The sequence below is a fragment of the Lactiplantibacillus sp. DA1 genome (assembly GCF_032681335.1).
Taxonomy (GTDB): domain Bacteria; phylum Bacillota; class Bacilli; order Lactobacillales; family Lactobacillaceae; genus Lactiplantibacillus.
This window is the reverse complement of record NZ_JAWHTQ010000002.1, coordinates 464,118-485,914: the sequence shown is the minus strand read 5'-3', so window position 1 is coordinate 485,914 and position 21,797 is coordinate 464,118. Positions and strand designations below refer to the sequence as shown.

Genomic DNA, 21,797 nt, shown 5'->3' with positions numbered 1-21,797 from the left:
TAATTGAGAAAGGATGAACGAAGCGTGGCGCGTAGACAAGCAACAACGAAAAAGCGCCGAACCTCGACGCGTAAGAAGAAGCCGACGGTTGCGGCTAAGCGACAGATGACTGGGAATGTCATTGGCCTGATAGGATTACTGATTACAGTACTAGCCTTGTTGAAAGTTGGATTAGTGGGCATGGTATTTGCAGAGCTTTTCCGAGCCATTGCTGGTAATGCCTACCAGATTTTTGCGGGCTTAACATTACTCGTAATGGGTTACTTAATGATTTTTGGTCGTTGGCCACGGCTGACTTGGCGGTGGTGGGTCGGTGGTAACTTGTTTTTCTTCAGTTACTTATTGTTATTAGAGATCCCAATGTTTAATCAATTAAACCGCCATACTGATTTCTGGCAGATTACTTGGAACCTGATCAAAAATGATCTTAGCAAGGGCGGCATGGCCAGTAATCTTGGTGGTGGTTTAGTTGGTGCTGCTGGGTACAGTATTACGTATCCAATGTTAGCCAATGTTGGGACTATCTTGATCGCACTGATTTTGATGATTGCTAGCGTGTACATCACCTTTAACTTGCCATTTCACAAGACCATGCAAGTGTTACGTCAGGGACTGATACAGTTGGGGCAACAGTTGCGCGCGGGCTATGAACACCTTGCCCACGTGGTACGGGTTCAAGTGGCGCGCTGGCGTGTTCACCAACAAGTGCGCGCCAACCAAGCGGCAACCAAACCTGAACCGCAGGCAACCCCAGCAGAACCGCAATCAGCAGTTTCTGCCGAAGCCACCAGTGCAACCGCCAAGCCTGTTTCGGCAACTAGTGCAACGACGAATTCATCAGCGGATTTGAATATTACGGTGGCCAGTGATCGTGATGAGCCACCAGCTAAATCAGCGCCTTCGATGGCCACACTAGAGCATGAACAGGAATTACAAGGTACTGAAGTGATGGATGATGCGGACTATCAATTGCCAGAATCGACATTATTGACGAAAATTCCGAAAACGGATCAGAGTGCTGAATATGCAACAATTGAAAGCAACTCACAAAAGTTGACCACTACACTGGCGAGCTTTGGCGTTCAGGTTGAAGTGAAAAACGTCAGTTTAGGGCCGTCCGTAACGAAGTATGAATTACATCCAGCAGTCGGTGTTAAGGTCAGTAAGGTCGTTAATTTGGCTGATGATTTGGCGTTGGCCCTGGCCGCAAAAGATTTACGAATTGAAGCTCCAATTCCTGGTAAATCCTTGATTGGAATCGAAGTGCCAAATAAGCAAATTTCAACAGTGTCGTTTCGGGATATCGTTGAAGCCCAACCAGCGCATCCAACGAAACCGCTGGCAGTACCGTTGGGCCGCGATGTTTCTGGTAATTTAGTCGTTGCAGATTTGTCTAAAATGCCGCACTTACTGATTGCCGGTTCAACGGGGAGTGGTAAGTCAGTAGCCATTAACGTGATGATTACGGGGCTATTGATGAACACGAAACCAAGTCAAGTTAAGTTCATGTTGATTGATCCTAAAAAGGTCGAATTAGGAGTCTACAATGGTATTCCGCATTTGCTGACGCCCGTGGTAACTGAGCCGAAGAAGGCCGCACGGGCGTTGCACAAGGTGGTTGCTGAAATGGAACGGCGTTATGAATTATTTGCTGATTCTAAGCAGCGCAATATGCAGGGATATAATCAGTATATTCGCCAACAAAATGCAGCGGATGGACAAAATCGACCCGTCTTACCGTATATCGTGGTGGTTGTTGATGAATTAGCCGATTTAATGATGGTTACTTCAAGTGAGGTTGAAGATGCAATCATCCGCTTGGGACAGATGGCCCGTGCAGCCGGAATTCATATGATCTTAGCCACACAACGACCATCGGTAGATGTTATTACTGGGTTGATTAAGGCCAACGTGCCATCACGTATGGCATTTGCCGTTTCCAGTGGCACGGATTCTCGGACGATCATTGATAGTAATGGTGCCGAAAAGCTACTTGGACGTGGGGATATGCTTTACCAGCCAATGGGAATGAATAAGCCATTGCGGGTTCAAGGCGCTTATATTTCTGACCATGATGTTGAAGAAGTTGTCAATTTTATCAAAGCACAGCAGACGGCTGATTACGATGATAGTATGTTGGTCAAAGATGACGAGACTGATGCCGGTGGTAGTGGTGATCCACGCGATGGCGAAGACGAGTATTATGCTGAAGCTGTTGAGTTGGTGACTGACCAGCAGTCGGCCAGCGTCTCCATGTTGCAACGGCGTTTTCGAATCGGATATAATCGGGCGGCGCGGATTGTCGATGAAATGGAGGAACGCGGTGTGGTTGGACCTTCTGAAGGAAGTAAACCACGCAAAGTTTATCGTCAAAAGTCAGCCGATGAGGCGCCAGCTCCAGGCGACGATGTCGAACATCGTGTGTAATGAATGACGATACAAACAAATAGGCTTCCAAATGTGTTAGTGTACTTAGTCTTAACATATTGGAAGCTTTTTTAGTGTCGCTTGTGACGCATCGTGCTAGTTGTTGTTTAATAGAAATCATGGTTAAAACATGCCGTTAATTAGGTTGCTGTTTGACAGTAGTGACACCTCTTATGCTGACTTTCGGGGCTGGGTGACAATTGCTGGATCAGGGCGGACATCGATTTGAACTCATGCAGAAGCCCACTGCGCAATTTCAAATACGAGTCCTTCTTCTAACCCAAAAAATCACCCAGACAAGCAGAACTTCGCCCTGAGCATTGTCACCCAGCCCCTCCAGTCTTAAACTTGTGCGTGGGCTAGCCAACGGAGTAGTGTAGTCTTGGCATTAGTCCATTGACGTAGCCGGCAAAGGTTTCAGTGGCACAGAATACGTTTCGGTCAGCCGCCCGAATGGCAAAGTAGAACAATATTTATTAATGATAACCAAAAAGTCAGTTGCGATTGTGATTAGCAACCGTAACTGACTTTTTTGTGAGTCTTAAAATTATCATGGTATGGGCCTAGAAGGTGAGTAAACCTAAGCCGGATAAGGCAGTCAGCACCAATGAGCCAATGGTTGAAATGATCATTAACCAGATAACAATCATTGTAATTTTTTGAAAAGTTGATTTCTTCTTCATTATGTTTGTATGCACCACACTTTACGAGTAATTCTTTCATAGTTTAACGTGGAATCAGGTTTTTTTCAATTGAAATTAAAAATAGTCATGATTTCGTAAATATTCAATGCTAATAATGCAGAGAATAATCGTGCCGAGCATAAGCCAAGTAAAAGCATGAACAAGACTGGCGCCAGGTAACTTGACGTTCATACCATAAATACCGCCGATAATCGTTGGAATCGTTAGGACCATGGTGAGTGAAGTTAAGAATTTCATCACATCATTTAAGTTGTTGGAAATGACTGAACCAACTAACTGACTATACTGTTGGAGAATTTGGTTAGTTGTATCGGCCATATCAGTTGCTTGTTGGGTCTCGATCTTAATGTCATTCGTGAGCGATTGGTGGTGGGGCGCATTAAAATGGGTGACTGAATTCTCAACTGCGTCTAGTGTCGGCGCATTCTGATTAAGGGCAGCCATGAAGCGAATTAATGATTTTTGATAAGCCATGATCCGAAAGAGTTCCACATTGTGGGTGGCTTGGTTTAAGCGACTTTCCAATGTTGTTGTCCGGTGGTTGATTAGTTCAAGCGCGGTCACAAAACTGTGTTCGATATACCACATGACAGCTAGAACAAAGTTTTCGTGGTTGTCCAGACTTAATTTGGAAGACGCCGGGTCCATCACAAAATCTTGGATGAAACTGGCCGGATAGTTGCTGACGGTGAGCACAACGTCATCTACTAAAATCAAAGCGAAGGGATAGACTTGAAATTCTAAATAGCCTAAGTCGCTTGTCGTTAATTTGGGATACTGCATGACGATTAAAATCGGCTGACCAGACTGTGTTGTGGTTAACTGTTCTGTTCGGGAGATTTCCGCATCATCTAGTATGGCCGTTAAGTAATCTTTAGGTAGCTCAAATTGTGTCACCAGTTGGTCAATTTCGGCAGGGGTTGGTTGTTCGGCATTGATCCAGTAAGGCTGGTCGTGATGGTCGTCGGGTGTGGTCAGGAGACCATTTTTGCCAGTTGTGAAATATTGTAACAACGGTTATCCCTCCAATTATCAGTTTATGTTTATTATAGGGCTGTCGCAGATGATTGAAAAGTGTAAGGATAATCTCTATAATTTAACCCGACACTAATGGGGAGGCAAACACACATATGCGAGAGTTATGGACCACTTGGTATGGGCAGCTGGTTTTCCTGGCTGCAATTTCAATGATCATTTTAGGTATCAAACGGGTTGCGCACCGCGTTTGGCCACATGGTTTAAGGTTGTTAGATTTTTGGCCACCACTTTTAATTGTTTTTACCCACTTTTTGACACTGCAAGCAACGGATAGTTCGCTGGCACCTTATGAGGTGTTATCCTTGATGATTTTGGGGATTGGACTAACGCTCATTGAAGCCGCTGAACGAGGAGAAATCCTGTATTGGCGCTTCTTTAAGCTCTATTGGCGGGGGGCAGAACTGTTGACGCTTATCGTGTATATTTTGGCATTAGCTAGTCATTTCTTGCTATCGTAAATAAAAAGCTCCCCACGAAGCCCCACCTAACGAAACTAACGTTAGGTGGGGATTTTTTTGATATTTTGTTAACAATTTGGAAAAGTAACAAAACGGTGTGGTAGGAAGTGGGGGGGTGTGGTAGACTGGAATTATGTTTAATGAAAGGGGTTGATTGGCCGTGGCGTCTAAGATGTTTTTTGGAGAATTTGAACATGCTTTAGATGCAAAAGGGCGGTTAATCATTCCTGCCAAGTTTCGTGAGTTGTTGGGAGCGTCATTTGTGATAACGCGTGGTATGGATGGTTGTATTTTTGGCTATCCTGCTGAACGTTGGGCGACACTACAGGCGCAGTTGGACGATTTACCATTGACGCGTAAAGATGCGCGGGCGTTTGTCCGGTTTTTCTATGCTGCGGCCGCCGAATGTGAGTTAGATAAGCAGGGGCGGGTGATGATTCCTGCCACGTTGAGGCAATATGCGAAGTTGGAAAAGCAATGTGTGATCGTTGGCGTTTCTGATCGGTTTGAAATCTGGGGTGCTGAGCAATGGCAACAGTTTGAGACGGAAACTGAAGCGAACTTCGATGAGCTTGCAGAAAATTTAATTGATTTTTAGAAAAAATAATAATTAGGAAGGGGGCGCACGCGTGGCAACATTTGAACACACAACGGTACTCTTACATGAAGCAATCGCCGCGTTAAACGTCCGGCCGGATGGTGTCTACGTGGATTGTACGTTAGGTGGCGGTGGTCATTCACGAGAAATCTTGCAACAGTTAGGTCCTGAGGGCCATCTGTTTAGTTTTGATCAGGATCAAACGGCTATTGATTATAATCAAAGTAATTTAGCACCTTATCTTGAACGCGGTCAGGTCACGTTCATTAAAAGTAACTTTGCAAACTTGAAAACCGAATTAAATGCCCGTGGGATTGAACACGTCGATGGTGTGGTTTATGACCTCGGGGTTTCGTCGCCACAATTTGATGACGCTACCCGGGGTTTTTCGTATCAACACGATGCCCCACTGGATATGCGGATGGATCAAAGTCAAGCGCTAACGGCGCAAACGGTCGTTAATACTTGGTCATATGCGGATCTTGTTCGAATCTTTTATCGTTATGGTGAGGAGAAGTTTTCTAAGCAAGTTGCGCGACTAATTGAACGTGAACGAGCGGTACAACCGATTATCACGACTGGTCAGTTGGTCGAAATCATTAAGAATGCTATTCCTGCTCGAGCCCGGCGAACTGGTGGACATCCAGCGAAACGGGTTTTCCAAGCGATTCGAATTGCAGTCAATAATGAGCTAGGGGTTCTCGAAACTTCCCTTGAGCAAGCAATTGATCTAATCGATGTCCATGGGCGGGTTAGCGTGATTACGTTCCAATCGTTAGAAGATCGATTAGTGAAGACAATTTTTAAAGAACACAGCGATTTACCGGAGTTACCACCTGGTTTACCAGTTATTCCGGCTGAGATGCAGCCGGATTACCGATTGGTCAGTCGTAAACCAGTCGTGCCTAGTGATGCAGAGATTGAAGCTAATCGTCGTGCTCGCAGCGCGAAGTTACGTGCTATCGAACGATTAAAGTTAATGAATAAATAATATTCAGGAATAATTAAAGGAGTGATTAAAATGGCCCAAAATGGATTAGCGCGGGAGTTGCCACAGCAGACTCCTGGCGCAACCACCCCGGTACATAAAACTAAAACCGTTGTGACCCCCAACCCGTCTATTAAGACGCAACGGGTCGCATTTTCAATGTTTGAGAAAGTATTGTGTGTTGGCCTGAGTTTGGTGGTTTTTGGTTTAGCCATTATGTTAGTTTCAACGAACATTACGTCTGGTAACGCACAAAGTCAGTTACAAACGGTACAGACAAAAGTAACTAAAGTGCAGGCGAAAAATACATCGGCCGCACAGGAAATTAGTGAACTTTCAAGTCGAAGCCGGTTAAATAAAATTGCTAAGCAGTACGGGCTATCACTCAACAACGGTAGCATAAGGAATGTTTACAAATGAATAAGAACAAACAACGAATGACTTCGAAACGGTCACCAAAACAAAATCGTAGAATTTTTGGCCAATGGCTATTTTTTGGTGCGATTGCCGTCTTTGGTGTTTTGATCATTCGTTTTTCATATATCGCGATTGTGCGCCACGTTAACGGGGTCAATCTGGTCGAGGCCACTAAGAAATTATATACGGAAGATCAGACGATTACGGCCAAGCGTGGCACCATTTATACGGCCAATGGCGACCCGATTGCTGAAGACACGAGTACTTATACGCTTTATGCGATTATGGCGAAGAATCAACAAAGTGCTAGTGGTAAGGCTCTGTATGTTAAAAATAATGTGAAGGCCGCCCAAGTGTTGTCGAAGTATTTACCAATCAGTTACAAGAAAGCCCTCGCAACGTTACAAAAGGGTGCGGGTAAGTTCCAAATCGAATTTGGCACTGCCGGTAAGAATATTTCATTGACAACCAAGGAGAAAATTGACGCGCAAAATGTAACTGGCCTTCATTTTATTGAATCTGAAGCCCGGCTGTATCCGAATGGGATGTTTGCCTCCCACTTGGTGGGGCTAACGACGTCTAAAAGTCAAAAGAATACTGATCAAACTCGGCTGACGGGTTCGATGGGAATTGAACTGGCTTTTAACAAGCAATTATCGGGGACCGATGGCCGTAAGACGATTACGAAGAGCGGATATCAAGGTAGCACTGAGACTGGTAAAAAGGTCAAGGATGGTGATAATATTTATACCACCCTGGATAGTAAGTTACAGACATTACTTGAAACCAAGGTTTCACAAGTGAATGCTAAAGTTTCACCTAAATCAATGACAGCAACGTTGATGAATGCCAAGACGGGAGCAATTTTGGCCACAACGCAACGACCAACATTTAATGCGCAGACTAAGTCGGGACTATCTAAGATGTGGCGTAACTTGTTGGTTGAAGATACTTATGAACCGGGATCAACAATGAAGGTTTTCACGATGGCTGCGGCAATCGACAGTGGTAAGTACAATGCTAACGTGACCGTGCCGACTGGCGAGTATAAGATTGGCAATAATACTGTTCCCGATTGGAATACAAATGGTTGGGGCAATATCACTTACGCCAAGGGATTTGCCCTTTCAAGTAATACGGCCATGGCCCACCTTGAACAGACAATGGGGGCTAAGACGTGGTTGAAGTACATTAAACGCTTCGGACTACGTGAAAGTACTAATAGTGGTCTTGACAGTGAGCAAAGCGGATCCATTCAATTCACGTATCCCATCGAACAGGCGGACACGGCTTTTGGTCAAGGGATTCAGGTGACAGCCATGCAAATGTTACGTGGATTCACAGCAATTGCTAATCATGGTAAGATGATACAGCCGTACTTTATTTCTAAAATTACCAATCCTAATACCAATAAGACGGTTTATACAGCTAAGAAGAAGGTCGTTAGTCAGCCAATTAGTTCGAAGACGGCTAGCCAAGTTCTGGATCACATGCAAGATGTTGTCTATAAATCATACGGGACCGGGTCGGCGTATAAGATCAGAGGGTACCGGATCGCTGCTAAGACTGGGACAGCGCAAGTTAGTAACGGGAGTACTTATGAGCAGGGTGACAATACCTACTTGTACTCCGTTGTGGGAATGGCACCAGCGGAGAATCCAAAGTACATTATGTATATCACAATGAAACAACCAACGCTTAACGGCAGTTTGGCTGAAGATGATATGGGAGACATCTTTGACACCGTGATGAAGCGGGCGTTGGAAGAGCAAAAAGCGAGCGAGACGAAAACGACGACGGTTAAAATGAAGGATTTAACGGGTAAATCAACTAGCACGGCTGACCGTACTGCTAAGAAGCAGGGACTAGACGTTGTGGTTGTTGGTAAAGGTAGTCGGGTCGTCAAGCAGTCGGTTTCTGCTAGCACCGTTGTTTCAAGTGGTCAACGGGTTATTTTGGTTACCAATGGTCAGATGTACATGCCAAACTTATCCGGATGGTCAGCCAGTGAAGTTGCAGACTTTGCTACGTTAACGGGCGTTAAACTCACGACTAGCGGGACAGGTTATGTCAAGACGCAGAGCGTGACGGCGGGTAATCCGATTGAAGCAAAGCAGTCAATTAGTGTGACACTGAAGTAGTCCTTATTAAGTTTTAGAATGGAGAATTGTTGTGAGTGTATTAGTGTGGGGTGCAACCCTAATCAGTGGTTTTATTATTGTGTTTGCGTTAATGCCGTCACTTATTCGGTATTTTCGTGCCCGCAAAGAGGGGCAAATGATTCGTGAGGAAGGGCCCACGTGGCATGAAAAAAAATCAGGAACACCGACTATGGGGGGCTTACTCTTCATTATTGCGATTCTGATGACCACACTGTGGGTCGGTGGGTGGCAACATCAATTACAACCAACCACATGGATTTTAATGTTTATCCTGGTGTTATACGGGGCATTAGGCTTCTGGGATGATAGTATCAAGTTGTGGCGTAAACAAAATGAAGGCTTGAAGGCATGGCAGAAATTACTTGGGCAAATTATTGGCGCCGTAATTTTAACTTTAGTTTATCAGCATGAACATTTACCAATGGCACTTAGAATCCCGGGCTTGGGTGATTGGTCGATGGGAATTTGGTACATGCTATTCGTTATTATCTGGTTAGTAGGCTTCTCAAATGCGGTCAACTTAACGGATGGGTTGGATGGATTAGTTGCTGGTCAAGCCACGATTGCCTTTGGCGCGTATGCCGTCATTGCTTACGCTCAAAATCAATATAATGTCATGTTGTTTTGTTTAGCGGTGGTGGGGTCGTTAGTCGGATTCTTCGTTTATAATCACAAGCCTGCTAAGATTTTTATGGGTGACATGGGTTCGCTAGCGTTAGGTGGTGCTTTGGCCGCGGTATCGATCTTATTGCATCACGAATTGTCACTCTTATTGATTGGGATTATCTTTGTGATTGAAACGGCTTCAGTCATGTTACAAGTGGCTTCGTTCAAATTGACTGGTAAGCGAATCTTTTTGATGAGCCCGATTCACCATCACTTTGAGATGAAGGGTTGGAGTGAATGGAAAATCGATCTTGTCTTTTGGTCGATTGGTTTAGTGGCCGCCGTTATTAGCGTTGCCACCATTATCTAAAGCTAGATTTTAATTAACGCGGACGGCATTGCCCGTGTTGATTGTACATAATTGTATTTTGCGGTATGACTTTATCCAAATTATCCATTGGTGGTCAGAAAGTAAGTAAGTTAAAGTGAATAGTGCTGGTTCCTGTCAATGTAGCTATGCATAATTGAATAGCTGCGGGGTCTGCCGCAAATTATGTCATGGAAACAGTCACTGGCGTATCAGGAATAATTAGCCGATACCTGGATTCAAGGTTATCGGTCACATAACAAGTTAATTTAGGCACCATCTACAAACATTATAGGGAGATCTTGGTTTATGAAGTCGGTTGAGCAGTATCGTAACCAAAAAGTTTTAGTTCTTGGTTTAGCAAAGAGCGGGGTCAATGCCGCACGGTTGCTCCACAAATTAGGCGCATTTGTGACCGTTAATGATAAAAAGGAATTTGATGATAATCCGGATGCGCAAGAATTATTGAGTGACGGCATCAAAGTCATCACGGGTGGTCATCCACTGTCATTACTAGATGAAGATTTTAAAGTAGTGGTCAAGAATCCAGGTATCCCATATTCAAATCCACTCGTTAGTGGGGCCCAAGAAAAGGGGATTCCAGTCATCACTGAAGTCGAGCTTGCTTCGCAAATTCTGTCAGGTGAACTGATTGGGGTTACTGGGACGAACGGTAAAACTACGACGACGACCATGATTACGATGATGTTGAATCAACGATCCGCTGCCGGTAAGGCCTACGTAGCAGGTAATATTGGTGTGCCGGCTTCAGCTGTTGCCCAAAAAGCAACGGCAGCCGATACCATGGTCACAGAGTTATCAAGTTTTATGCTATGTGGTATTCGGACGCTTCATCCGCACATTGCGGTTATTACGAATATTTATTCGACCCATTTGGATTATCATGGTTCGCGTGAGAACTACGTTAAGGCCAAAATGCGCATTACGATGAACCAGACAGCTAGTGACTACTTGGTCATCAACTGGGACACTGAAGAATGGCGACAACTAAGTACTCAATCGAAAGCAACGGTTATCCCATTTTCACGGCAAGCCAATACCAAGGATGGGGCTTATGAGGAAGCTGGCAAGCTGTATTTCAAAGATGAATATATTATGGATGCAACCGACATTCGGATTCCTGGCGATCATAACGTTGAAAATGCGTTGGCGGCCATTGCCGTTGCTAAATTACAAGATGTTCCAACAGCGGGAATCGTCCAGGTCTTGAAGACCTTTACGGGAGTTCGACATCGGACCCAGTACGTTGAAACGTATCAAGAGCGACAGTTCTACAATGATTCTAAGGCAACCAACCTCGTTTCAACTGAAATGGCATTGAAGGGCTTTGACCAACCTGTTATTTTATTGGCCGGTGGTCTGGATCGTGGTAACACGTTTGAAAAGCTCGCACCGGCATTAAAGGCTCATGTTAAGACATTGATCGTCTTTGGTGAGACGGCTGAAAAGGTCGCGGATGCAGGACGCTTGGCTGGTATTCAAGATGTTGAATTTACGGATAACTGTGAGACAGCTGTGCCAATTGCATGGCAGCATAGCCAAGCCGGTGATATTATCATGTTATCACCAGCTTGTGCCAGCTGGGATCAGTACCCGAATTTTGAAGTTCGGGGTGATCGGTTTATTAAAGCGATTGAGCAGTTAACTGGAAAGGCGGAAGAGAACTAATGCGATTAATGATTTCTGGCGGTGGAACTGGTGGGCACATTTATCCTGCACTAGCTTTGATTGATGCACTGAAAGCGCATGATCCTGAAGCCCAGGTTCAATTCGTGGGGACGCATCGTGGGCTTGAAAGTCGAATTGTTCCTGAACGTGGAATTGATTTTAAGACGATTAAGATTCAGGGGTTCAAGCGGTCATTGTCATTGCAAAACGTTAAAACAGTTTATTTGTTTTTAAAGAGTGTGGTTACCGCGCGTAAATATATTAAGGCGTTCAAGCCTGATGTCGTGGTAGGAACTGGAGGGTATGTCAGTGGGGCAGTTGTGTTTGCGGCGAGCCAGATGCACATTCCAACGGTTATTCACGAACAGAATTCAGTCGTTGGGGTTACTAATAAGTTTTTAAGCCGCTTCGTGAATAAGATTGCGATTTCATTTGAAAGTGCGCGGTCACAATTCCCAGCACAAAAGGTTGTGATGACTGGGAACCCGCGTGCTCAGCAAGTGGCCAATATCAAAAAAACAGGCGCACTAGCACAATTTGGATTGGATCCTGATATTCCAACGGCATTGATTTTTGGCGGTAGTCGCGGGGCAGCTCGTATTAATGCGGCGGCGGTAGCGGCAATTCCCGAACTAAATGAGCGAGACTACCAGACCCTGTTTGTTACTGGACAAGTGCACTATGATAAGATTCGAAATGGCTTGTCGGCGACAGCACTAGCTACGAATGTTAAAATCGAACCATACATCAAAAATATGCCTGCTATCTTACCAGAAGTGGCAGTTATTCTTGGTCGGGCTGGTGCTACTAGCATTGCGGAAATTACGGCTTTGGGAATTCCTTCAATTCTAGTACCGAGTCCATATGTCACCAATGATCATCAGACTAAGAATGCTCAGAGTCTTGTGAATGCGGGGGCGGCTGAATTAATCAAGGAGGCCGACCTGACTGGTGCTAGCTTAGTGGCTGCACTAGATAGGTTGTTACAAAGCACAACCCACCGTGAAGCGATGGCGGCAAATGCTAAGAAGTTAGGTATGCCGGATGCAGCCGATCAATTATTGCACGTTTTGGAAACGGTGATCAAGAAACACTAAGACTAGAGTGAAAGGGTGGGTGTGATGGCCATTTTTCATAAAAAGCCTAAGGATCGTGAGCACCCTGAGCAATTAACACCGTGGGAGCGATTTCAACGTGATGCCGCTGAAAATCATCGGGCAGAACAGAAAAGTCGTCATAGTTGGTCGGGAAAACGACTGCGAATTGGTGATAAATTGCCGAAGCTTAAATCGCAACGTCGCCGACTGCTTTTCAAGCGAGTCTTGATATTGATGGGGATTTTTCTGGCTGGTGCTGGGGTGGCAGGGTACTTTGTTTCACCACTGAGCCATGTCCAAACGGTGTCCGTTCAAGGCAATAATCAGTTGTCGGTGACGCAGGTTAAAACGGCAACCAAAATTAACCCAGGGGTGGCGTTGTGGTCTGTCATTGGTCATGATCAGCGAACAACTAAGCGTGCCAATCAATCGCAACCACAAATTGGCAAGGTCACGACTAAGTTGGTGGGACTCAATGGTGTTCGGGTGACAGTTAAAGAAATTCGGATTGCAGGGTACTTGTCGTCAGGACAGCATTATCGTCGGATTTTAGAGAATGGCTTGATCTTAAAGGCAACTTATTCGCAACCTGGTGGTGGATCGCCCATTTATGCCAATTTTAAGAGTGGTCAACGATTAAAGACGATGATTAACCAGTACGCTAAGTTGCCATCAGCGGTCAAACATAACATTTCTGAAATCAAGTTTGCACCGAACAAAGCTAATCCCGAACGGGTTCATCTCTATATGAACGATGGTAATGAAGTGTACGCAACCATCAGTACTTTTGCTAATAAGATGGCCTATTATCCGGGTATTGTTGCGAAAATGAAGAGCAAGGGTGTTATTAATCTTGAAGTGGGCGCTTACTCCCATCCGTTCAAGAATCAGAATAATTGATAGAATGCTAAGTGTCACCTTTTTAAAAGCGCTTAGGATATGGTAAACTAGGGGTTAACTGGATATGTCAGCGAATCCTTGAATATTTATGTAAAATACTAGGAGGTTCCTCTATTATGGATAATTCAGGAATTTATGTCGGACTTGATATAGGGACCACCTCAATAAAAGTCATTGTTGCTGAACGTGTTAAAGGGCAAATGAACGTTATTGGTGTGGGAAGCGCACGTTCTAATGGTTTAAGTCGTGGCGTTATCGTCGATATTGATAAGGCGGCCGAAACGATTCGATCAGCAGTACGCCAAGCTGAAGAAAAAGCAAGTATCGAAATAAAAAAGGTGATTGCAGGAGTACCTGCTAACCTGGTCAAAATTGAGCGCTGTCGTGGCATGATTGCCGTGGCAGATGAATCAAAAGAAATTAATAATGAAGATGTTCAAAACGTTGCGGCGGCAGCGTTAGTTCAGAGTTTACCACCAGAACGGGAAGTTCTAGATGTCATTCCTGACGAATTTGTTGTCGATGGGTTTGATGGTATCAAGGATCCCCGTGGCATGGTCGGGGTCCGGCTTGAAATGCATGGTACCCTGTTCACTGGTCCAAAAACAATCATTCATAATACGCGCAAGGCTTTGGAAAAAGCCGGACTACAAATTGAACAGATTGTGATTGCACCTTTAGCACTGAGTTCATTAGTGCTCAATGATGGTGAACAGGATTTTGGTTCGATCATCATTGATATGGGTGGTGGTCAGACGACCGCGGCGGTGATTCATGATCACCAGCTCAAATATACTTACGTTGATCAAGAAGGCGGCCAGTATATTACCAAGGATATCTCAGTTGTCTTGAACACCTCGATTGAGAACGCCGAGAAGTTAAAACGTGATTATGGCTATGCCGATGCTCAGCAGGCCTCGGACGATGAACTTTTCCCAGTTGATGTTGTTGGGCAAAGTACACCGGAGCAAATAAGTGAGCAATACTTAGCAGAAATCATTGAAGCTCGCTTGGACCAAATCTTTGATAAGGTCAAGCAGCACTTAGATGAGATTCGGGCGCTTGAATTGCCTGGAGGTATTGTATTAACTGGCGGGGTGGCTGCGTTGCCAGGAATCACTGATTTGGCAGCCCAACGGTTTGGCACGCGGGTGCGTGTCTTCACGCCTAACCAAATGGGCTTGAGGCATCCGTCGTTTGATGAGGCGTTGGCCGTCATCAAATATCAAGCAGCCTTGAGTGAAGTAACGTTACTTGTTAAGAGTGCGTTAACTGGTGATACGCGGGCTAGTGTGGCGTTGGAATTTGCTGACGCAACGCCGACACCTAGTCAAACAGTACCACAACCTAAGCAAACAACTAAAAAACAGTCTGAACCGCAAGCATCTCAGGAACAGACTGATCCAGATCGCAAGGGGACGGTTGAACGGGTCAAGGGCTTTTTTAACCACTTCTTTGATTAATAATCGGATAGAAATGACGGAGGAAAAAACATGGAATTTTCTTTAGATTCAACCCAGAATTCAGGGGCTAATATTAAAGTCATTGGTGTCGGCGGTGGTGGTGGCAACGCTGTTAACCGAATGATTGCTGAAGACGTTAAAGGTGTCGAATTTATTGTCGCTAACACTGATGTACAAGCATTACAGACGTCAAATGCTGAAACTAAGATTCAGCTTGGGCCAAAGCTCACCCGAGGCTTGGGTGCTGGCTCTAATCCTGATGTTGGTTCAAAAGCGGCACAGGAAAGTGAAGAAGCGTTGACAGAAGCATTGCAGGGTTCTGATATGGTCTTTGTAACGGCCGGCATGGGTGGCGGTACTGGTAACGGTGCGGCCCCAGTTGTGGCCAAGATTGCGAAGGATTCCGGTGCCTTGACGGTGGGCGTTGTGACGCGACCATTCACCTTCGAAGGGCCGAAACGAGCGCGCAATGCTGCTGAAGGAATCGCCCAGATGAAAGACAACGTTGATACGTTGATCGTCATTGCCAATAATCGCTTACTTGAAATCGTTGATAAGAAGACGCCAATGATGGAAGCCTTCCAAGAAGCTGACAACGTATTACGTCAAGGGGTCCAAGGAATTTCTGATTTAATTACGTCACCAGGTTACGTTAACTTGGACTTTGCCGATGTTAAGACGGTGATGCAAAATCAAGGTTCTGCGCTGATGGGAATCGGTTCTGCTAGTGGCGAAAACCGGACGGCTGATGCGACCAAGCAGGCAATTTCTTCACCATTATTGGAAGTTTCCATCGATGGTGCTGAACAAGTCTTACTGAACATCACGGGTGGCCCTGACATGTCCTTGTATGAAGCCCAAGCCGCTTCTGACATTGTCTCACAAGCAGCAACCACGGATGTTAATATTATCTTCGGGACATCGATTGACGAGAGCCTTGGGGACGAAGTGCGGGTGACAGTGATTGCCACTGGGATTGACCAGAAGCAACGGGAACTCAAGATGGGTAGTCAACCAAGTCGCAGTGAAGCTAGTCAACAACGGGGTGGCATGTTTGCCACTCCAAACGACCAACCAGCAACTAGTGAAGCCGCCGCCCAACCAAGTGAATCACAAGCGAATGATCCGTTTGGTAACTGGGATATTCGACGTGAACCTAATAATTCACGGCCAGTTAATAATGGTCAGGAATTTAATAACGTTGAAAAGACTGATTTTGATGTTTTTAATGATAATTCACAGACTGATGACAGTAAGGATGACAACAATGGGGATTCTTTAGATACCCCACCATTCTTTAAACGTCGGCGCAAGTAAAGCGGTGAAGGGAGCGTAAGCAGATGGCCGGATTCATTAGTAACTTTTTTGGGGTTGGTGATTCTGACGGTCAGTATGAGGAGCCAACCGCTTCACAAGCAGCGGCGCCCACTGAACAAGCAACCAACACCCGTAGTACCCCGAAAGTTGTGCCCATGCAGGGGGGAAAGTCAGTGAACAGTAAAATTGCCTTGTTCGAGCCTAAAATTTATTCGGACGTTAAAGAAATTGCCACGCAGCTCCTTAAAAATCAAGCCGTGATCGTTAATTTTGATCACGTCGATGATGAAATGGCGCGGCGAATTGTCGATTTTCTGACCGGAACGGTGTTCGCCATTAATGGTGAAATTGAACGAATCGGTGATGAAATCTTTCTCTGCATTCCAGAAAACTATGAAGTCTCTGGAAGTACCACGAGTCAGTTTGATACTAGCAAATTATAAGGAGTGAGTGGCCTGTTAGTGACGATTATTAGTCGGTTGTTTCAACTATACCAATTAGCCATTGTGGTTTACATTTTGATGTCATGGTTCCCGGGAGCTTATAATACCCGTGTGGGCCAGTTTTTAGGTCAGATTTGTGAACCGTTTCTCAGTATTTTTCGACGCTTCATTCCCGCAATTGCCGGACTGGATTTTTCACCGATTATTGCGCTATTAGTGCTCCAATTAGCTGAAAGTGGCTTGTTTTATCTTTTAACATTGATAATGTACTAAATTAAAATAACGAGGATAGTATCGTGAATGATAACTTAAAACAGCATTTTCGCGATAGTGAAGCCCCATTTATTGAACAGGTCACTGGTTGGCTACGGCAAGTCGCTGATCAGTATCGCCCAATCCTAACGGCATTCTTGAACCCACGTCAGATTTATATTGCGCAAACACTGGCAAATCAATTGGACGATGTGCGCATGCGGGCATTTGGCGGTTTTGAAGGGGCAGAGTTGCAACGGATCTTGTTTTATCCGGTGTACTATGAACCTGAGGTGGCCGATTTTCAAATCACACTGTTTAACATTGTCTACCCTGTCAAGTTTGCCACTTTAAAGCATGGTCAAATTTTGGGGACGTTGGCAAATTCCGGGGTTGAACGCGATGTTTTTGGGGATATTGTCACTAATGGTGAGACCTGGCAGTTTGTGTGTGAGACTGAAATGGCAAACTACTTTAGTGATCAAATTGATCGTTTCGGTAAGACAAAAGTTCATCTAACGGAAGTCCCATTGACCGACGTGGTCACGCCGGAAGATGATTGGGAAACCATAACGACCACGGTCAGTTCATTACGAGCGGATAATATTATTAAAGCAGCGTTCAACTTGTCGCGGCATCATGCTAAAGAATTAATTGAGGGTGCCAAGGTGCGGCTCAATTGGGCTGACTTGCCGAAAGCGGATTACGAATTAGCATTGTTAGATATGCTGAGTGTGAATCATTATGGCCGTGTGCGGCTTGCCGAGATTAGCGGTGAGACTAAGAAAGCGCGGTTGCGAGTAACGTTAAATCTTATTCATAGTAAATAGATATTGGAGGAATTCTAATGGTGTTAAGTCCAGATGACATTCATAACAAAGAGTTTTCAACGAAACTACGTGGTTACAATATTGACGAGGTCAATGATTTTCTTGAACAAATTATTAAAGATTATCAAATTACCTTGAAGCAAAATAAGGACCTCCAAGAGCGGCTGGATGCAAGTGAAGGCAAGTTGAAATATTTTAACGAATTGAAGGACTCCTTAAATCAATCCATCTTGGTTGCCCAAGAAGCTGCGGATAAAGTGAAGACGAACTCTAAGAAGGAAGCCGACATTATTACTCGTGAAGCACAAAAGCAAGCGTCTGATATTGTGAGTGAAGCGACAGACAAGTCAAATCAAATGATTGATGAAGCTTCCCAAAAAGCTAAGCGGTTATCCGTTGAAACTGATGATTTGAAGAAACAAACGCGGGTCTTCCGTCAGCGTCTCCAAGTGATGCTTGAATCGCAGTTAGAAGTGGTTAAGAGCAAGGATTGGGATCAATTACTTAGTGAGACGAATACGGCTGATTATGCTGAAATTCAACACGTTTTAAAGGAAGATAACCTTGACAACTCAGGTGATGCGAGCGTAAACTCAGAAGCAACCGTTGAAATTACGGAAGCAACGAGTGGTGAGACACCCGTTGCAGACGGTGGCGATCAAGCCCAACAGCAGACGGTGGTTATTTTCCCTGATGACAATACTAATGACTAATTAGGTTATCAGCAGAACAATTGAAGCAAACTAAGGTATTGAGGAGAACAGCAAACAGTTAACTAATACGTCCAGAGAGCTGCCGATAATGGAAAGGTAGTCGTCCCTTAGTCAATTGCAGATCATCTCCGAACGTTACCCTGAAATGAGTAAGGGTGGCCGGTTCATGGACGTTAACCATGCTAAGAGAGAATTTAAACAATTCTAAAATTGGGTGGTACCACGATAACTTCGTCCCTGGGTGGACGAAGTTTTTTTGTATCTAAAAATCCAATGACAGGTTGTTTGATAAAAAATTTAAGGAGTGAGAATATGCGCGTTAAAGAAACGTTAAATCTTGGCAAGACCAAGTTTAAAATGCGTGGCAACTTACCGGTCAAGGAAGTTGAACGACAAAATGTGTGGGCTGAAAACAAAGTCTACGAACAACGGCAAAAATTGAATGAAGGCAAGCCAAGCTTTATTTTACATGATGGCCCACCATACGCGAATGGCGACATTCATATGGGGCATGCCTTGAACAAAATCACAAAAGATTTCATCGTTCGTTATAAGTCGATGAATGGTTTCCGGGCACCTTACGTTCCTGGTTGGGATACCCATGGGCTACCAATCGAACAGAAGTTAAAGCAAGCCGGTTATGACCGCAAGAAGATGACGGACAATGAGTTCCGAGAACTTTGTCGGAAATACGCGTTGGAACAAGTTGATCGTCAACGTGATGAGTTTAAGCGCTTAGGCGTTGCTGGTGAATGGGACAACCCATACTTAACGTTAAAGCCAGAATTTGAAGCGGCTCAAGTGCGGGTCTTTGGTGCGTTTGCTAAACGCCACTTGATCTACCGGGGCCAAAAGCCTGTCTTCTGGTCATGGTCTTCTGAATCGGCTTTGGCAGAAGCTGAAGTGGAATATCATGATGTGACATCGCCATCCGCCTTCTACGGCGAACATGTCATTGATGGTAAGGGCGTCTTAGATGATGATACTTACATGGTTGTTTGGACGACAACCCCTTGGACGATTCCAGCTTCAGAAGGAATCACCATCGATGCAAGTTTTGATTATGTCGTTGTGCAACCGGCTGGTGAAAATCGTAAGTTTGTGCTCGCGGCTGAATTGCTGGACGAAAATGCCGAACGATTTGGTTGGGAAGATGTTCAAGTGCTTAAAACGGTCAAGGGTGCGGAACTCGAAAACGTTTTATGCGAACATCCTTTTGACAATAGTCGGCATTTAGTAACGATGTTAGGTGATTTTGTCACGCTTGATTCTGGGACTGGGCTAGTGCATACTGCGCCTGGTTATGGGGAAGATGACTACCGGATCGGTAAGCAATACGACCTGCCAATCTTTGCTCCCGTAGATGACAAAGGGTTCTTAACGGCTGAAGCTGGTGATGATTTTGCAGGGGTCTTCTACGATGACGCTAACAAGATCGCACTGGATAAGTTGAAGGCCGCTGGGCTGTTACTGAAATATATGCCATACGAACACAGCTATCCATTTGATTGGCGGACTAAGAAGCCGATTATCTTCCGGGCAACGCCACAGTGGTTTGCTTCCGTTGGTGATATGCGTGATGAAATCCTTAAGTCGATGGATGACGTTGAATTCTTCCCAGAGTGGGGTAAAAAGCGTCTTTACAACATGATTCGTGACCGTGGTGACTGGGTCATTTCACGGCAACGGGTCTGGGGTGTACCGTTACCAATCTTCTATGCTGAAGATGGCACTGCAATCATGGACGAAGTGACGATTAACCACGTGGCTGATTTATTTGGCAAGTATGGTTCGAATGTTTGGTTTGAACGCGACGCTAAGGACCTATTGCCAGATGGCTATACCAATGAACATTCACCAAACGGTACCTTTACTAAGGAAACCGATATTATGGATGTTTGGTTCGACTCTGGTTCATCACACCAAGGTGTCCTGGCAGAACGCTCATACCTCGACTATCCAGCCGACTTATACCTTGAAGGTTCTGACCAATATCGTGGTTGGTTCAACTCAAGCTTGATTACGAGTGTGGCCGTTTCTGGGCATGCCCCATACAAGCAAGTCTTGTCACAAGGCTTCACGTTGGATAATCAGGGCCGTAAGATGAGTAAGTCACTGGGCAACACGATTGCGCCAGCTGATGTTATCAAGCAGATGGGTGCTGAAATCGTTCGGATGTGGGTCGCTTCAGTGGATACCAGTTCCGACGTTCGGGTCTCAATGGAAAGCTTTAAGCAAGTGGCCGATTCCTACAAGAAGTTCCGGAACACGATCCGCTTCATGTTAGGCAACACCGCGGACTTTGATCCGAAGGCCAACCGCGTGGCTTATGAAGATTTAGCAAGTGTGGACCAGTACATGGAAACACGGTTGAACCAATTCGTGGCTGAGACGAAGGACCATTACGATCATTATGATTTCTTGGATATCTACAAGAAGTTGATCAACTTCTTGACGGTTGATTTATCAAACTTCTATCTCGATATTGCCAAGGATATTATGTACATTGATGCCGAGGATAGCCATTCACGGCGGTCGATGCAAACGGTCTTCTACGATGTTTTGGTTGCCTTGACGAAGCTCTTCACACCAATGCTGCCACACACGACTGAAGAAATTTGGCCATTCTTGAAAGAACCAGAAGAATTTGCGCAATTAGCTGAGATGCCAGCTGTTCAAAATTATGCGAACGGCGACGAGTTGATGACTCAATGGACGCGGTTCATGGATCTTCGGAGTAACGTCTTAAAGGCGTTGGAAGAAGCCCGTGATGCTAAGTTGATTGGTAAATCCTTGGAAGCACACTTGGATTTGTACGTTGATGATGATACGCGAGCCTTCTTAGATCGTTTGAACACCAATGTTCGGCAGATGTTGATGGTTTCAGCATTAGATCTACACGCGTTAAGTGACGCGCCTACAGACGCAGAAACATTTGGTGACACGTTAGCCATCAAGGTTGGCCATGCTGACGGTGACGTTTGTGATCGTTGTCGGATGGTCAAGACGGATGTTGGAAGCGATGAAGCTTATCCGATGTTATGTGCACGGTGTGCTGCAATTGTTCGGGAAAACTATCCTGAATCAGTGGCAACTGGGTTGGAAGCTTAAGTTGAATTAAATTTAGAGTGAGTATTGATAACTTACGATAGGTGTCACAATCAGTCTTAATTGACTGGTTGGTGACACTTTTTTTGTGTATTGGAGTGTCTGAACTTGATTTCTTGATCATCAACATCAGGCTGCGTGCATCCGAGAGGCGTTAGTTTAAATAGCAGCAATAATCAGGTGCTTTAAGATGATTGACGAGAGAATGCGCCTGCTCACC

19 protein-coding genes are annotated in these 21,797 nt (G+C 45.0%); 17 read left to right on the top strand and 2 right to left on the bottom strand.

Going from position 1 to position 21,797, the window contains the following annotated elements; translation table 11 throughout:
* Window positions 1–24: 24 nt before the first annotated feature.
* The gene (locus RXV91_RS04910) at window positions 25–2,427 is read left to right on the top strand and encodes a DNA translocase FtsK (RefSeq protein ID WP_316438920.1); all 2,403 of its coding nucleotides are present in this window, start codon (window positions 25–27) and stop codon (window positions 2,425–2,427) included.
* A gap of 563 nt (window positions 2,428–2,990) precedes the next feature.
* On the opposite strand, the gene RXV91_RS04905 is transcribed toward RXV91_RS04910, so the two are convergent.
* A complete protein-coding gene (locus RXV91_RS04905) occupies window positions 2,991–3,110 on the bottom strand; it encodes a DUF4044 domain-containing protein (protein ID WP_021732130.1) in 120 nt (39 codons plus the stop codon).
* 75 nt (window positions 3,111–3,185) lie between these two features.
* The gene (locus RXV91_RS04900) at window positions 3,186–4,145 is read right to left on the bottom strand and encodes a magnesium transporter CorA family protein (protein ID WP_316438919.1); all 960 of its coding nucleotides are present in this window, start codon (window positions 4,143–4,145) and stop codon (window positions 3,186–3,188) included.
* A 116-nt stretch (window positions 4,146–4,261) separates the two neighbouring features.
* Between RXV91_RS04900 and RXV91_RS04895 the strand changes: the two genes are divergently transcribed.
* The 16 genes from RXV91_RS04895 to ileS all read left to right on the top strand — a co-directional run bounded on the left by RXV91_RS04895 (window position 4,262) and on the right by ileS (window position 21,580).
* The gene (locus RXV91_RS04895; RefSeq protein ID WP_316438917.1) at window positions 4,262–4,627 is read left to right on the top strand and encodes a DUF3397 domain-containing protein; all 366 of its coding nucleotides are present in this window, start codon (window positions 4,262–4,264) and stop codon (window positions 4,625–4,627) included.
* A gap of 172 nt (window positions 4,628–4,799) precedes the next feature.
* Complete coding sequence (gene mraZ / locus RXV91_RS04890; RefSeq protein WP_316438916.1) at window positions 4,800–5,225, top strand: division/cell wall cluster transcriptional repressor MraZ; 426 nt, start codon at window positions 4,800–4,802, stop codon at window positions 5,223–5,225.
* 31 nt (window positions 5,226–5,256) lie between these two features.
* Entirely contained in the window at window positions 5,257–6,216 is a 960-nt protein-coding gene (gene rsmH / locus RXV91_RS04885; RefSeq protein ID WP_316438915.1) for a 16S rRNA (cytosine(1402)-N(4))-methyltransferase RsmH, read from the top strand.
* A 30-nt stretch (window positions 6,217–6,246) separates the two neighbouring features.
* Window positions 6,247–6,633 (top strand): cell division protein FtsL, encoded by a 387-nt coding sequence (gene ftsL / locus RXV91_RS04880; RefSeq protein WP_316438913.1) that lies wholly within the window; start codon window positions 6,247–6,249, stop codon window positions 6,631–6,633.
* Complete coding sequence (locus RXV91_RS04875; protein WP_316438912.1) at window positions 6,630–8,771, top strand: penicillin-binding transpeptidase domain-containing protein; 2,142 nt, start codon at window positions 6,630–6,632, stop codon at window positions 8,769–8,771. The genes ftsL and RXV91_RS04875 overlap by 4 nt, the downstream gene beginning before the upstream one ends.
* Before the next feature lie 31 nt (window positions 8,772–8,802).
* Complete coding sequence (gene mraY, locus RXV91_RS04870; protein WP_316438911.1) at window positions 8,803–9,768, top strand: phospho-N-acetylmuramoyl-pentapeptide-transferase; 966 nt, start codon at window positions 8,803–8,805, stop codon at window positions 9,766–9,768.
* A 306-nt stretch (window positions 9,769–10,074) separates the two neighbouring features.
* The gene (murD, locus tag RXV91_RS04865) at window positions 10,075–11,454 is read left to right on the top strand and encodes a UDP-N-acetylmuramoyl-L-alanine--D-glutamate ligase (protein ID WP_316438910.1); all 1,380 of its coding nucleotides are present in this window, start codon (window positions 10,075–10,077) and stop codon (window positions 11,452–11,454) included.
* The gene (gene murG / locus RXV91_RS04860; protein ID WP_316438909.1) at window positions 11,454–12,551 is read left to right on the top strand and encodes an undecaprenyldiphospho-muramoylpentapeptide beta-N-acetylglucosaminyltransferase; all 1,098 of its coding nucleotides are present in this window, start codon (window positions 11,454–11,456) and stop codon (window positions 12,549–12,551) included. Before murD ends, murG begins: the two co-directional genes overlap by 1 nt.
* A gap of 24 nt (window positions 12,552–12,575) precedes the next feature.
* On the top strand, window positions 12,576–13,451 hold the full coding sequence (locus RXV91_RS04855; protein ID WP_316438908.1) for a cell division protein FtsQ/DivIB: 876 nt from the start codon (window positions 12,576–12,578) through the stop codon (window positions 13,449–13,451).
* Between the two features lie 116 nt (window positions 13,452–13,567).
* Window positions 13,568–14,914, top strand: a complete 1,347-nt coding sequence (gene ftsA, locus RXV91_RS04850) for a cell division protein FtsA (RefSeq protein ID WP_316438907.1) — start codon at window positions 13,568–13,570, stop codon at window positions 14,912–14,914.
* Window positions 14,915–14,944: 30 nt separating this feature from the next.
* Window positions 14,945–16,231, top strand: a complete 1,287-nt coding sequence (gene ftsZ / locus RXV91_RS04845) for a cell division protein FtsZ (RefSeq protein WP_021732118.1) — start codon at window positions 14,945–14,947, stop codon at window positions 16,229–16,231.
* A 23-nt stretch (window positions 16,232–16,254) separates the two neighbouring features.
* On the top strand, window positions 16,255–16,674 hold the full coding sequence (locus RXV91_RS04840) for a cell division protein SepF (RefSeq protein WP_021732117.1): 420 nt from the start codon (window positions 16,255–16,257) through the stop codon (window positions 16,672–16,674).
* An 18-nt stretch (window positions 16,675–16,692) separates the two neighbouring features.
* Entirely contained in the window at window positions 16,693–16,947 is a 255-nt protein-coding gene (locus tag RXV91_RS04835; protein ID WP_050584279.1) for a YggT family protein, read from the top strand.
* Window positions 16,948–16,970: 23 nt separating this feature from the next.
* On the top strand, window positions 16,971–17,756 hold the full coding sequence (locus tag RXV91_RS04830; protein WP_316438906.1) for an RNA-binding protein: 786 nt from the start codon (window positions 16,971–16,973) through the stop codon (window positions 17,754–17,756).
* A gap of 17 nt (window positions 17,757–17,773) precedes the next feature.
* Window positions 17,774–18,469, top strand: coding sequence for a DivIVA domain-containing protein (locus tag RXV91_RS04825; RefSeq protein ID WP_021732114.1), 696 nt, complete (start codon window positions 17,774–17,776; stop codon window positions 18,467–18,469).
* 312 nt (window positions 18,470–18,781) lie between these two features.
* Window positions 18,782–21,580, top strand: coding sequence for an isoleucine--tRNA ligase (ileS, locus tag RXV91_RS04820; protein ID WP_316438905.1), 2,799 nt, complete (start codon window positions 18,782–18,784; stop codon window positions 21,578–21,580).
* The last annotated feature ends 217 nt before the right edge of the window (window positions 21,581–21,797 follow it).

What these genes read in the sequence shown, in the direction of transcription:
- RXV91_RS04905 (WP_021732130.1), bottom strand. Translation starts at nt 3,110, where the DNA reads ATGAAGAAGAAATCAACTTTTCAAAAAATTACAATGATTGTTATCTGG.
- RXV91_RS04895 (WP_316438917.1), top strand. Translation starts at nt 4,262, where the DNA reads ATGCGAGAGTTATGGACCACTTGGTATGGGCAGCTGGTTTTCCTGGCT.
- mraZ (WP_316438916.1), top strand. Translation starts at nt 4,800, where the DNA reads ATGTTTTTTGGAGAATTTGAACATGCTTTAGATGCAAAAGGGCGGTTA.
- ftsL (WP_316438913.1), top strand. Translation starts at nt 6,247, where the DNA reads ATGGCCCAAAATGGATTAGCGCGGGAGTTGCCACAGCAGACTCCTGGC.
- RXV91_RS04875 (WP_316438912.1), top strand. Translation starts at nt 6,630, where the DNA reads ATGAATAAGAACAAACAACGAATGACTTCGAAACGGTCACCAAAACAA.
- murD (WP_316438910.1), top strand. Translation starts at nt 10,075, where the DNA reads ATGAAGTCGGTTGAGCAGTATCGTAACCAAAAAGTTTTAGTTCTTGGT.
- murG (WP_316438909.1), top strand. Translation starts at nt 11,454, where the DNA reads ATGCGATTAATGATTTCTGGCGGTGGAACTGGTGGGCACATTTATCCT.
- RXV91_RS04855 (WP_316438908.1), top strand. Translation starts at nt 12,576, where the DNA reads ATGGCCATTTTTCATAAAAAGCCTAAGGATCGTGAGCACCCTGAGCAA.
- ftsA (WP_316438907.1), top strand. Translation starts at nt 13,568, where the DNA reads ATGGATAATTCAGGAATTTATGTCGGACTTGATATAGGGACCACCTCA.
- ftsZ (WP_021732118.1), top strand. Translation starts at nt 14,945, where the DNA reads ATGGAATTTTCTTTAGATTCAACCCAGAATTCAGGGGCTAATATTAAA.
- RXV91_RS04840 (WP_021732117.1), top strand. Translation starts at nt 16,255, where the DNA reads ATGGCCGGATTCATTAGTAACTTTTTTGGGGTTGGTGATTCTGACGGT.
- RXV91_RS04825 (WP_021732114.1), top strand. Translation starts at nt 17,774, where the DNA reads ATGGTGTTAAGTCCAGATGACATTCATAACAAAGAGTTTTCAACGAAA.
- ileS (WP_316438905.1), top strand. Translation starts at nt 18,782, where the DNA reads ATGCGCGTTAAAGAAACGTTAAATCTTGGCAAGACCAAGTTTAAAATG.